Annotated in this window: 12 protein-coding genes; 7 read left to right on the top strand and 5 right to left on the bottom strand. The window is 57.8% G+C overall.

The window, feature by feature from the left end:
- Window positions 1-42: 42 nt before the first annotated feature.
- Window positions 43-366, top strand: coding sequence for a ferredoxin FdxA (gene fdxA, locus Q1V60_RS11065; protein WP_300630210.1), 324 nt, complete (start codon window positions 43-45; stop codon window positions 364-366).
- Window positions 367-859: 493 nt separating this feature from the next.
- On the opposite strand, the gene apbC is transcribed toward fdxA, so the two are convergent.
- Window positions 860-1954: an iron-sulfur cluster carrier protein ApbC gene (gene apbC, locus Q1V60_RS11060; protein WP_300630209.1), complete on the bottom strand. Its 1095-nt coding sequence runs from the start codon at window positions 1952-1954 to the stop codon at window positions 860-862.
- Window positions 1955-2125: 171 nt separating this feature from the next.
- Between apbC and metG the strand changes: the two genes are divergently transcribed.
- The 4 genes from metG to Q1V60_RS11040 all read left to right on the top strand — a co-directional run bounded on the left by metG (window position 2126) and on the right by Q1V60_RS11040 (window position 6225).
- Window positions 2126-4177 carry a methionine--tRNA ligase gene (gene metG / locus Q1V60_RS11055; protein ID WP_300630207.1) on the top strand — a complete coding sequence of 684 codons (2052 nt, stop codon included), beginning with the start codon at window positions 2126-2128 and terminating at the stop codon, window positions 4175-4177.
- Window positions 4178-4264: 87 nt separating this feature from the next.
- Window positions 4265-5227 (top strand): electron transport complex subunit RsxB, encoded by a 963-nt coding sequence (rsxB, locus tag Q1V60_RS11050; RefSeq protein WP_300630205.1) that lies wholly within the window; start codon window positions 4265-4267, stop codon window positions 5225-5227.
- Window positions 5228-5296: 69 nt separating this feature from the next.
- The gene (gene nth / locus Q1V60_RS11045) at window positions 5297-5935 is read left to right on the top strand and encodes an endonuclease III (protein ID WP_300630203.1); all 639 of its coding nucleotides are present in this window, start codon (window positions 5297-5299) and stop codon (window positions 5933-5935) included.
- Between the two features lie 107 nt (window positions 5936-6042).
- Window positions 6043-6225, top strand: a complete 183-nt coding sequence (locus Q1V60_RS11040; RefSeq protein WP_300630202.1) for a PA3496 family putative envelope integrity protein — start codon at window positions 6043-6045, stop codon at window positions 6223-6225.
- Between the two features lie 87 nt (window positions 6226-6312).
- Here the strand turns inward: Q1V60_RS11040 and Q1V60_RS11035 are convergent, their stop codons facing one another.
- The 3 genes from Q1V60_RS11035 to Q1V60_RS11025 form a co-directional block, all read right to left on the bottom strand.
- Complete coding sequence (locus Q1V60_RS11035; protein WP_003188986.1) at window positions 6313-6945, bottom strand: response regulator transcription factor; 633 nt, start codon at window positions 6943-6945, stop codon at window positions 6313-6315.
- A 630-nt stretch (window positions 6946-7575) separates the two neighbouring features.
- Window positions 7576-8793: an argininosuccinate synthase gene (locus Q1V60_RS11030; protein ID WP_065886002.1), complete on the bottom strand. Its 1218-nt coding sequence runs from the start codon at window positions 8791-8793 to the stop codon at window positions 7576-7578.
- Between the two features lie 129 nt (window positions 8794-8922).
- Window positions 8923-9831: an OmpA family protein gene (locus Q1V60_RS11025; RefSeq protein WP_300630199.1), complete on the bottom strand. Its 909-nt coding sequence runs from the start codon at window positions 9829-9831 to the stop codon at window positions 8923-8925.
- A gap of 156 nt (window positions 9832-9987) precedes the next feature.
- Between Q1V60_RS11025 and pyrC the strand changes: the two genes are divergently transcribed.
- The gene (pyrC, locus tag Q1V60_RS11020) at window positions 9988-11034 is read left to right on the top strand and encodes a dihydroorotase (protein ID WP_300630198.1); all 1047 of its coding nucleotides are present in this window, start codon (window positions 9988-9990) and stop codon (window positions 11032-11034) included.
- Window positions 11031-11705 carry a ribonuclease T gene (rnt, locus tag Q1V60_RS11015; RefSeq protein ID WP_300630196.1) on the top strand — a complete coding sequence of 225 codons (675 nt, stop codon included), beginning with the start codon at window positions 11031-11033 and terminating at the stop codon, window positions 11703-11705. Before pyrC ends, rnt begins: the two co-directional genes overlap by 4 nt.
- A gap of 65 nt (window positions 11706-11770) precedes the next feature.
- Here the strand turns inward: rnt and Q1V60_RS11010 are convergent, their stop codons facing one another.
- Window positions 11771-12373: a peroxiredoxin gene (locus Q1V60_RS11010; RefSeq protein ID WP_300630194.1), complete on the bottom strand. Its 603-nt coding sequence runs from the start codon at window positions 12371-12373 to the stop codon at window positions 11771-11773.
- Between the last annotated feature and the right edge of the window lie 31 nt (window positions 12374-12404).

Here is a 12404-nt window from a genome sequence, read left to right as displayed (position 1 = left end):
CACAAAGGGTTTCGCTGCCGCCGCCTGAGGAGAAAATTAGAAATGACCTTCGTCGTCACCGACAACTGCATCAAGTGCAAGTACACCGACTGCGTAGAAGTGTGTCCGGTGGACTGCTTCTACGAAGGCCCGAATTTCCTGGTCATCCACCCGGACGAGTGCATTGATTGCGCCCTGTGTGAGCCAGAATGCCCGGCCACTGCTATTTTTTCCGAGGACGAAGTTCCTGCCGGCATGGAACAGTTCATTCAGTTGAACGTCGAGCTGGCGGATATCTGGCCGAACATCACTGAGAAGAAAGACGCGTTGCCGGATGCGGAAGAGTGGGATGGTAAAACGGGCAAGATCGCGCACCTCGAGCGCTGACAGCACCGCAGCCAAAAAAAAGCCCCTTGCGGGGCTTTTTTTTTGCATTCTCAGGCGCGTGTCACTTTTCTACAGGCGAAAAAAGGGGCGGTATGACCCGCCCACATTTTTTCCCTAGTCCCTTTATTCCTTTTCATCATCCTGATGAATCGCATCCTGCGATATTCCTTGAACCATCGTTCCGTGATGGCCGTGCCAATCCGTGGACACAGGGCTGATGTTAGAGAGTTCCATGGGAAGTTCAACGGGATCCAAACCGCAGGCAGTCACGCTTTCCCGCTCAAAACGCATTAATTAATTGTTATATTTCAAACAGATAGAAAAACACCCCAGCAAATCGGGACATACATGGCGGGCAAAAAAACCGATCACTTACGATAAAGTAAGCCAATGCTTACACGATCACTGCGCAAACACGTAACACCCGCTGCCCCGGCACTCTCCAGACATAAAAAAGCCCCGACCCCGTCGAGGCTTTTTCCGCTCACTGCCCTCAGTCGTCGCTGACGGTAATGGTCGGCATTGCTGGTGCAGCGGCTTCCTGCAGCACGATCCGTGCGCCCACATGGCGGGCCAGTTCCTGATACACCATGGCAATCTGACCATCGGGCTCGGCAGCCACGGTGGGCTTGCCGCCATCGGCCTGTTCACGAATCACCATCGACAGCGGCAACGAGGCCAGCAGTTCGACGCCGTATTGAGTCGCCAGCTTTTCGCCGCCGCCTTCGCCGAAGAGATGCTCGGCATGACCGCAGTTTGAGCAGATGTGCACCGCCATGTTTTCCACCACGCCCAGCACTGGAATGTTGACCTTGCGGAACATCTCCACGCCTTTCTTCGCGTCCAGCAATGCCAGGTCCTGGGGGGTGGTGACGATCACTGAGCCGGCCACCGGAACCTTCTGCGCCAGGGTCAGCTGGATATCGCCGGTACCTGGCGGCATGTCGACCACCAGATAATCCAGATCGCCCCAGGCGGTCTGGGTGACCAATTGCAGCAGCGCGCCGGAGACCATTGGCCCGCGCCAGACCATTGGCGTGTTGTCATCGGTGAGGAAGGCCATGGACATGACCTCCACGCCCAAGGATTCAATCGGCACAAACCACTTCTGGTCCTTGACCTTCGGCCGTGTGCCCTCGGCAATGCCGAACATCACACCCTGGCTCGGGCCATAGATATCGGCGTCGAGGATGCCTACGCGTGCACCTTCGCGGGCCAGGGCCAGGGCCAGGTTGGCGGCGGTGGTGGATTTGCCCACACCGCCCTTGCCCGACGCCACGGCAATCACGTTCTTGACGTTAGCCAGGCCTGGGATCTGTGCCTGGGCCTTGTGCGGTGCGATCACACATTGGATATCGACCTTGGCCGAACGCACGCCATCGAGGCCTTCAATGGCCATTTGCAGCATCTGCGCCCAGCCGTTTTTGAACAGGCCGGCGGCATAGCCCAGCTCCAGCTGGACCGATACCTGGTCACCCTGGACCTCGATAGCCCGCACACAACCGGCACTGACCGGGTCCTGGTTCAAATAGGGGTCGGTATACTGGCGAAGAACGGCTTCCACCGCTGCGCGATTGACGGCGCTCATGGGCAACTCCCGAAAAAGACTGAGTGAAACAGGCGGCTATCCTAACCGTTCCAGGCCACCAGCGGCATGCTTTCGCAGGTTCGGAAGATTCTGAAATAGCGCCACGGGGTGAAATAAATTTCCCGGCGCTTTATAGTGGCCGACCTCCGTTTCATCAAGTAGCCGAGCCCCATGTCCGAGCCACGCAAGATCCTCGTCACCAGCGCCCTGCCCTATGCCAATGGTTCGATCCATCTTGGCCATATGCTTGAGTACATCCAGACCGATATGTGGGTGCGCTTCCAGAAGCATCGCGGCAATCAATGCATTTATGTCTGCGCGGACGACGCCCACGGTTCGGCCATCATGTTGCGTGCCGAAAAGGAAGGCATCACCCCGGAGCAACTGATCGCCAATGTGCAGGCTGAACACAGCGCCGACTTTGCCGAGTTCCTGGTGGATTTCGACAACTTCCATTCGACCCATTCCGACGAAAATCGTGAGCTTTCGAGCCAGATCTACCTGCGGTTGAAAGACGCCGGGCACATTGCCACGCGCTCGATCACCCAATATTTCGACCCGGAAAAGAAAATGTTCCTGGCCGACCGCTTCATCAAGGGCACCTGCCCGAAATGCGGCACCGACGATCAGTACGGCGACAACTGTGAAAAATGCGGCGCCACCTATGCGCCCACCGACCTGAAGAATCCGAAATCGGCTATCTCCGGCGCCACCCCGGTGCTCAAAGATTCCCAGCACTTCTTCTTCAAACTTCCGGATTTCCAGCAGATGCTGCAAACCTGGACCCGCAGTGGCACCTTACAGGACGCCGTGGCCAACAAGATCGCCGAATGGCTGGACGCCGGCCTGCAGCAGTGGGATATCTCCCGCGATGCGCCGTACTTCGGCTTTGAAATTCCAGGCGAGCCGGGCAAGTACTTCTATGTCTGGCTGGACGCGCCGATCGGCTACATGGCCAGCTTCAAAAACCTCTGCGACCGCACACCGGAGCTGGACTTCGATGCGTTCTGGGGCAAGGACTCCACCGCCGAGCTGTACCACTTCATCGGCAAGGACATCGTCAATTTCCACGCACTGTTCTGGCCGGCGATGCTCGAAGGTTCCGGCTACCGCAAGCCGACCGGCATTGCCGTGCACGGCTACCTGACGGTGAACGGGCAGAAGATGTCCAAGTCACGCGGCACCTTTATCAAGGCGCGTACTTACCTGGACCACTTGTCGCCGGAATATTTGCGTTACTACTACGCGTCCAAGCTGGGCCGTGGCGTCGATGACCTCGACCTGAACCTGGAAGACTTCGTACAGAAGGTCAACTCAGATCTGGTCGGCAAGGTGGTCAATATCGCCAGCCGTTGTGCCGGGTTTATCCACAAGGGCAACGCGGGTGTACTGGTCGCTGAAAATGCCGCTGCGGAACTGACCGATGCATTCCTGGCCGCCGCGCCGAGCATCGCCGACGCTTATGAAGCCCGCGACTTTGCCCGAGCCATGCGCGAAATCATGGGCCTGGCCGACCGCGCCAACGCCTGGATTGCCGACAAGGCGCCATGGTCGCTGAACAAGCAGGAAGGCAAGGAAGCTGAGGTTCAGGCGATCTGCGCCACCGGCATCAACCTGTTCCGCCAATTGGTGATCTTCCTGAAGCCGGTGCTGCCGCTGCTGGCCGCCGACGCAGAAGCGTTCCTCAACGTCGCGCCGCTGACGTGGAGCGACCACGCTACGCTGCTCAGTAACCATCAGTTGAACGCGTTCAAGCCACTGATGACCCGCATCGACCCGGTGAAAGTCCAGGCCATGACCGACGCTTCGAAAGAAGACCTGGCCGCCAGCCAGACCGATACCGGCTCGACGGCGCCCACGGGTAACGGTGAGTTGGCCAAGGACCCGCTCTCTCCGGAGATTGAGTTCGATGCTTTTGCCGCCGTGGACCTGCGGGTGGCGCTGATCATCAAGGCCGAAGCCGTGGAGGGTGCCGACAAGCTGCTGCGCCTGACATTGGATATCGGTGATGAGCAGCGCAACGTATTCTCCGGCATCAAGAGCGCTTACCCGGACCCGTCCAAGCTTGATGGTCGCCTGACCATGATGATCGCCAACCTCAAGCCACGGAAAATGAAATTCGGCATATCTGAAGGCATGGTGATGGCGGCCGGTCCTGGCGGCGAAGAAATCTATCTGCTAAGCCCGGACAGCGGCGCCAAGCCGGGTCAACGCATCAAGTAAACCCTGCAAGATGCCCCGGCGTTTCAGCGTTGGGGCTTTTCAGCCTGCCTGCATCGGCGGGCCGGGCGTCAACGCTATGATCAACGCATGAACCTCATTCAACGTATCGACGCGCTGCTACCGCAGACTCAATGCGGCAAATGCGGGCACCCAGGCTGCAAGCCTTACGCCGAAGGCATCGCTAAGGGCGAGGCAATCAACAAGTGCCCGCCCGGAGGCCAGGAAACCATCGCCGGGCTCGCGCAATTGCTGCGCGTGCCGGTGCTGGCCCTGGATACCGACCGCGGAGACGCACCGGCGCAGATCGCCTATATCCGCGAGGCCGAATGCATCGGCTGCACCAAATGCATCCAGGCTTGCCCGGTGGACGCCATCATTGGCGCCGCCAAGTTGATGCACACAGTGATTATCGACGAGTGCACCGGTTGCGACCTGTGTGTCGCGCCCTGCCCCGTCGATTGCATCGAGATGCGCCCACTCGCTGAAGTTCTGCCTATTGTGGGCGGCCTGGCGAGCAGCGATAACGAGCGGCGCGAGCGTGGCCTCAAACGCGACCGGGCACGGCGGCGTTTCGAACAGCGCAACGCGCGCCTGCAACGCGAGGAAGCCTGCAAGCTCGCCGAACGTCTGGCGCGGGCCAAGCGCGAGGCACCTGTGCCAGCGGCGCAAACCGATACCGCTCAGGACGCAGCGATCAAGCAAGCCAAAATCAGTGTCGCCATGAGCCGTGCTCAACTGCATAAGTCCCTGAAGGCGTTTGGGCATCCTCCGACCTTTGAGCAACAGTCGCAATTGATTGTCCTGCAAAGGCAGTTCGAAGCCTCGGAGCGGGTGCTTGCCGCGCTGGAAGTCAAGAGCCCTCCATCGCCGCCGACAACCAAGAGCGTTGACCTCAAGCGCGCAAAAATCCAACTGGCGATGCGCCGGGCCGAGTTGAAAAAAGCCCAGGATCAACAGGCTGACGCACAGCAACTGGCAAGCTTGAGCGCCGCGCTGAACGCCGCCGAGCAGACGCTGCATGATGCCGAGGCCAATCCCGACGCCACCTGACCCACAACTGACGCTGCGCTGTGTATTGCTACACTCACGTCGACCGCCTGCAAGGAAACGCCCGCCCTTATGAACGCTGCAAAACGCCTGGAAATTTTCCGCAGGTTTCACGAAGACAATCCGGAACCCAAGACCGAGCTGGCCTACTCCTCAGCGTTCGAGCTGCTGATTGCGGTGATCCTGTCGGCCCAATCCACAGACGTGGGCGTCAACAAAGCCACGGCCAAGCTATTTCCGGTGGCCAATACACCGGAAGCGATTTATGCCTTGGGCGTGGAGGGATTATCGGAGTACATCAAGACTATCGGCTTGTACAACAGCAAGGCCAAGAACGTGATCGAGACGTGCCGCCTGCTCATGGAGTTACACGACAGCGAAGTGCCGCAGACCCGAGAAGCCCTGGAAGCGCTGCCCGGCGTAGGCCGCAAGACCGCCAACGTTGTACTCAATACGGCGTTTCGGCAGCTGACCATGGCGGTGGACACGCATATTTTTCGCGTCAGCAACCGAACCGGCATCGCTCGCGGAAAGAATGTGGTGGAGGTTGAGAAACAGCTGATGAAATTTGTGCCCAAGCCCTATCTGCTTGATTCCCATCACTGGCTGATTCTTCACGGGCGCTATGTTTGCCAGGCGCGCAAGCCTCGGTGTGGCAGCTGCAGGATCGAAGATTTATGTGAATACAAGGACAAAACATCCGACGATTGAGGACATCGGGGTTTTCTCTATCAATCGATTGAAAAAATCTTTTTTACCCGCTCGTGGATTATCGTTATAAGGAGCGCCAACGGCAGTCTTAGCCTGGAGTGAACCTTATGAGCACTGGCAAAGAACAACTGGAAGTAGAAGACGACCTGGTCGAGTTGGAAGACGATGACACGCCAGCCCCCGTCCCAGAGGTGGCCAAGACCAATTTAAGCAAACGCCTGATTATCGATAATCTGCTGGAAGAGCGACGCTTGCAAAAACAGTTGGCCGATTACGACTTCGACCTCTGACCTCCTGGCGGACAGCCGGAAGCCTCCCTGACGGAGGCTTTTTTGTGCCGGTTTTTACACGGGCGTCAGCAGGGTGAAGCGCCCTCCTCACACCAGACCATTGCGTTGGGCCAGTTCTATCAGGTCTACGAGTGAGCGAGCATTGAGTTTCAGTAGCAGGCGCGTCTTGTAGGTGCTGACGGTCTTGTTACTGAGGAACATACCGTCGGCAATTTCCTTGTTGGTTTTGCCACGAGCCAGCTGTTGCAGCACCATCATCTCCCGCCCCGATAAACGTTCGACCATGTCTGCCTCACTGGCATTGCCCATGGTAGAGCGCACCGAGTTGAGTGCCTGGTTCGGGAAATAGCTGTAGCCGGAAAGCACCGCCTTTATGGCGCTCAACAACTCGGTCAGGTCCTGCTGCTTGCACACGTAGCCGGCGGCCCCGGCCTGCATGCAACGCATGGAAAAATGGCCAGGCGCCTGGGACGTCAGCACCAGCACCTTGAACGATACGGCTTGTTTGGTTGATGCCAACCGGCAAATAACTTCAAGGCCATCGAGTTTGGGGATTCCAATATCCAATATGACAATATCCGGCATATGTTCCCGCGCAAGTTGCAACGCATCGACACCGTTATCAGTCTCGGCAACGACCTCATAACCATGACGCTCCATTAGCATGCGCACAGCAAGCCGAATGACGGGATGATCATCCACGATCAGCACTTTATTCATGAGAAAGTCCAATTTCGCTGTTCGAATTATTTAGAGAAAGCACAATAGCCTAGTCACCTGCTAGTTGGCACAGCGTTCCCCCCCGAGCAACAGCAGGCAGAGACCCAACCCACAACAAGATAGGAATTGACCTACAAAAATTCGCCGACTTAGATGCATTGGGCTTTATAGAGCCTTTCAGACCTTTCCCTGGCCGTAAATATTTTGAGTGAAATATCCTCATCCCCAGCCCTACGCGGTAAACGCGGCGCACAGGCTTTTCAGGAAATGCCCCTTGTGTGCCAATGCGGCTTACACGAAGGGCCGAAGAAACCGTATCAACTTTAGTTCCATTTAACATATTTATACACACTCCATCTTCCTACAGAAAATTCTACAAATTACATATCCATTGCGCCCACATGAGTGAAATTTCTGTAAGACATAGTTCCTATGTCAGATGTAAAAAAGCTTTCCTTAGAAAAGTAAAATCTCGGAAATGAAAAAAACCTTCAAAGTTTTGAAGCAAACCCCTTAAACACAAACTAAACATTTGTAAACATCGCACCCGGACTAAAGACCCTATTGGTATATTCAGGGCAAAAAAAAGCCCCTTGCATAAGGGGCTTTTTCACGACGCGCTCCTAGTACTCAGAACAACTTGCGTCCTTTGTTGGCCGCGATGCGCATGCGCAAGGCGTTCAACTTGATGAAGCCCGCTGCATCCGCCTGATTGTACGCACCGCCATCTTCCTCGAAGGTAGCGATGTTGGCGTCGAAGAGTGACTCGTCAGACTTGCGACCGGTCACGATCACGTTGCCTTTGTAGAGTTTCAGGCGCACCACACCGTTCACGTGGGCCTGGGAGGCGTCGATCATCTGCTGCAGCATCAGACGCTCAGGGCTCCACCAGTAACCGGTGTAGATCAGGCTGGCGTACTTGGGCATCAGCTCATCTTTGAGGTGGGCCACTTCACGGTCCAGGGTAATGGACTCGATGGCGCGGTGAGCACGCAACATGATGGTGCCGCCCGGTGTTTCATAGCAGCCGCGGGATTTCATGCCCACGTAACGGTTTTCGACGATATCGAGACGGCCGATGCCGTGCTCACCACCGATACGGTTAAGGGTCGCCAGTACGGTGGCTGGGGTCATCTCGACTCCGTCCAGCGCGACGATATCGCCGTTGCGGTAGGTCAGCTCCAGATACTGCGGCTTGTCTGGCGCGTTCTCCGGGGAGACGGTCCATTTCCACATGTCTTCTTCGTGCTCGGTCCAGGTGTCTTCCAGCACGCCGCCTTCATAGGAGATGTGCAGCAAGTTGGCATCCATCGAGTACGGGGATTTCTTCTTGCCGTGACGCTCGATCGGGATCGCGTGCTTTTCGGCGTAATCCATCAGTTTTTCGCGCGACAGCAGGTCCCACTCACGCCAAGGCGCAATCACTTTCACGCCGGGCTTGAGGGCATAGGCGCCCAGTTCGAAACGCACCTGGTCATTGCCCTTGCCGGTGGCGCCATGGGAAATGGCATCAGCGCCGGTTTCGTTGGCGATTTCGATCAGGCGCTTGGCAATCAGCGGACGTGCGATGGAGGTACCGAGCAGGTACTCGCCTTCGTAGACAGTGTTGGCGCGAAACATCGGATAAACGAAATCGCGGACGAACTCTTCGCGCAGGTCGTCAATGTAGATCTCTTTGACGCCCATGGCTTGTGCCTTGGCGCGTGCAGGTTCGACCTCTTCGCCCTGACCCAGGTCAGCGGTGAATGTCACCACTTCACAGTTATAAGTATCCTGCAGCCACTTGAGGATCACCGAAGTGTCCAGGCCGCCGGAATACGCGAGAACGACCTTGTTTACGTCGGCCATGCCATCACTCCACGGGGTTGTACGGAAAGGCGACGATTCTACCGATCAAAACCGTGAAATTACAGGGGCGCGACAGCAAATGAAGATAAAGCGACAGATTATGTCGAACGAGCGACCGATGGTCGCACGTTATGAAGTCGCTGCGGGGCTACTGGGTGCTATCGCCTGGGGCGCCGGTTTCTCGGGCTCAGCCACCCGCTCAAGCTGCACGTTGACGCGACGGTTGCGGGCTCGGTTGCCGGCATTGGTGTTGGGCGCCAAGGGGTAGCTTTCACCGTGAAACCGCAGGGTGATCTGCGACTCCTGAATGCCATTGGCCTTGAAGTAGTCCATCACCGCCAACGCACGGCGTCGCGAGAGGTCACGGTTGGTCAGGCGGTTGCCGCTGTTATCCGAATGGCCGTTCAATTCAATATGGTTGACGGTGGGGTCGGCTTTCAAGAACGCCACAATCACAGACAGCTTCTTCTTGGCCGCTGCATCCAGTTCGATGCCGCCACCGGGGAAACCGACTTCCGTCTGCTTGACCTGATCGTAATTCATCGGCAACAGCCTGGCAGTACACAGCTGATAGTCGTTGAAGGCTTTGTTGAATTTCACCGGCAGCAGACGAATTTCCGAATAACCCCCTTCGCGCCCGTAATGTCGCACGGTGGGGCTGCGGCCCTCGAGCAAGCCGGTGAACAGCCGCCCGGCCTGGGCCTGGGAGCTGTTAAACAGCACATCACCACTGCCGACGCGTACCGCACCGAGGTTGATATCGCCGCGGCCCGGTTGCCAGGGTGCGGCGGCGGCCAATAACGTGGCGGAGCCGGCACCGAGCGAACCGTTATAGGCTTTCAGACGAAATATCGCCTGCTCGCCCGCCCGGCGCACGAACTCACCCGAGCCGAAATCGGTGATCGGCTGGGTCAGGCGGCATTCGAACTGATCGCCCTCCACCTTCCACTCAATATTCTCCAGACGTGTCTGGAACGTGAGGGCCATCGCGGGCAGGCTGGCGAACACACTGAGCAGGGCTAGATAATGCTGGCGCACGGGAGGCTCCACTGGTTTCTACAACACTTCAAAGCGTCATACATCGTTAAGGCATACCCAGTGCTATCGGTTGCATCCTGCAAAACTTGATAGCGAGTGCCTGCACGAGTCTTTTCCGGTAGCATTCCCACCAGATTGACCCGCCTGGAATCCCCAATGTCCGACCGCCTGACCCTGCTGCGTCCCGACGACTGGCATATTCATCTTCGCGATGGTGCTGCGTTGCCCCAAACCGTGGCCGATGTAGCGCGCACGTTTGGCCGCGCCATCATCATGCCTAACCTGGTACCACCGGTGCGTAACGCGGCCGAAGCCGATGCCTATCGCCAGCGAATCCTCGCTGCGCGCCCGGCCGGCAGTCGCTTCGAACCGTTGATGGTGCTCTACCTTACCGATCGCACCCAGCCTGAAGAAATTCGTGAGGCTAAAGCCAGCGGGTATGTTCACGCCGCCAAGCTGTACCCGGCAGGCGCGACCACCAACTCCGATTCCGGTGTGACCAGTATCGACAAGATCCTGCCGGCCATCGAAGCCATGGCCGAGGTCGGCATGCCGCTGTTGATCCACGGCGAAGTCACCCGTGGCGATGTCGACGTGTTCGATCGCGAAAAGATCTTCATCGACGAGCATATGCGCCGCGTGGTCGAGCTGTTCCCGACCCTCAAGGTGGTGTTCGAACACATCACCACCGCAGAGGCCGTGCAGTTCGTCACTGAGGCTTCGGCCAACGTCGGCGCGACCATCACCGCACACCACCTGTTGTATAACCGCAACCACATGCTGGTGGGCGGGATTCGGCCGCATTTCTACTGCTTGCCGATCCTCAAACGCAACACCCATCAGGTGGCTTTGCTGGACGCCGCCACCAGCGGCAGCCCGAAGTTTTTCCTCGGTACCGATTCCGCGCCCCACGCGCAGCACGCCAAAGAAGCCGCCTGCGGTTGCGCGGGGTGCTATACCGCGTTTGCCGCCATCGAGCTGTACGCTGAAGCGTTCGAACAACGCAACGCCCTGGACAAACTCGAAGGCTTCGCCAGCCTCAATGGCCCGCGCTTCTATGGCCTGCCGGCGAATACCGACCGCATTACCCTGGTTCGTGAAGACTGGACCGCCCCTGCCAGCCTGCCCTTTGGCGAGTTGACCGTTATCCCGCTGCGCGCCGGTGAAACACTGCGCTGGCGCCTGCTGGAGGAAAGCAAGTGAGTGAAGACCATTACGATGACGAACAGGAACACGGCAGTGGCGGCGGTTCACGCCACCCGATGGCCGAACGGTTCCGCGGCTACCTGCCAGTCGTTATCGACGTAGAAACCGGCGGCTTCAATTGCGCCACCGACGCGCTGCTGGAAATTGCCGCGACGACCATCGGCATGGACGAGCACGGTTTCGTGTACCCGGAACACACCCACTTCTTCCGCGTCGAGCCGTTTGAAGGCGCCAACATCGAAGCGGCAGCCCTGGAATTCACCGGAATCAAACTCGATCACCCATTGCGCATGGCGGTGAGTGAGGAAGCGGCGCTGACCGATATCTTCCGCGGCGTACGCAAGGCGCTGAAGGCCAATGGCTGCAAACGCGCGATCCTGGTGGGGCATAACAGCAGTTTCGACCTGGGCTTCCTGAACGCAGCCGTGGCGCGCCTGGACATGAAGCGCAACCCGTTTCATCCGTTCTCCAGCTTCGACACCGCCACGCTCGCCGGCCTGGCCTATGGTCAGACCGTGCTTGCAAAAGCCTGCCAGGCAGCCGGTATCGACTTCGACGGTCGCGAAGCTCACTCGGCCCGCTACGACACAGAAAAGACCGCCGAGCTGTTCTGCGGCATCGTCAATCGCTGGAAACAGATGGGCGGTTGGGAAGACTTCAACGACTGAAGTTGAATCGCGCACACAAAAAAACCGGCCTTCTCAGGCCGGTTTTTTTCTACCTTGAATCCGGCTTACAGCTTGCCGGCGTTCTCGGTCAGGTAAGCCGCCACACCTTCGGTGGAAGCGGTCATGCCTTTGTCGCCTTTCTTCCAGTTGGCAGGGCAGACTTCGCCGTGCTCTTCGTGGAATTGCAGAGCGTCGACCAAGCGGATCAGCTCTTCCATATTACGGCCCAGCGGCAGGTCGTTGATGATCTGCGAGCGCACAACGCCCTTGTTGTCGATCAGGAACGCGCCACGGAAAGCCACGCCGCCTTCGGACTCAACGTCGTAAGCCTTGGCGATATCGTGCTTCATATCGGCCGCCATGGTGTATTTGACTTTGCCGATGCCGCCATCATTAATGGCGGTGTTGCGCCAGGCGTTGTGGGTGAAGTGGGAGTCGATGGAAACGGCGACCACTTCAACATTGCGCGCCTTGAAATCGTCCATGCGGTGATCCAGAGCAATCAGCTCGGATGGGCAGACGAAGGTGAAGTCCAGCGGGTAGAAGAACACCAGGCCATATTTGCCTTTGATGGCTTCAGACAGCTTGAAGCTGTCTACGATTTCGCCATTGCCGAGGACGGCTGGTACGTCGAAATCCGGGGCTTGTTTGCCGACGAGTACGCTCATTGGATATCTCCTGATGAAGGGGTGAAGATTG

Origin of the sequence: Pseudomonas sp. (assembly GCF_030147005.1) — a bacterium.
GTDB lineage: Bacteria > Pseudomonadota > Gammaproteobacteria > Pseudomonadales > Pseudomonadaceae > Aquipseudomonas.
This window is presented reverse-complemented; position numbering and strand designations above follow the sequence as displayed.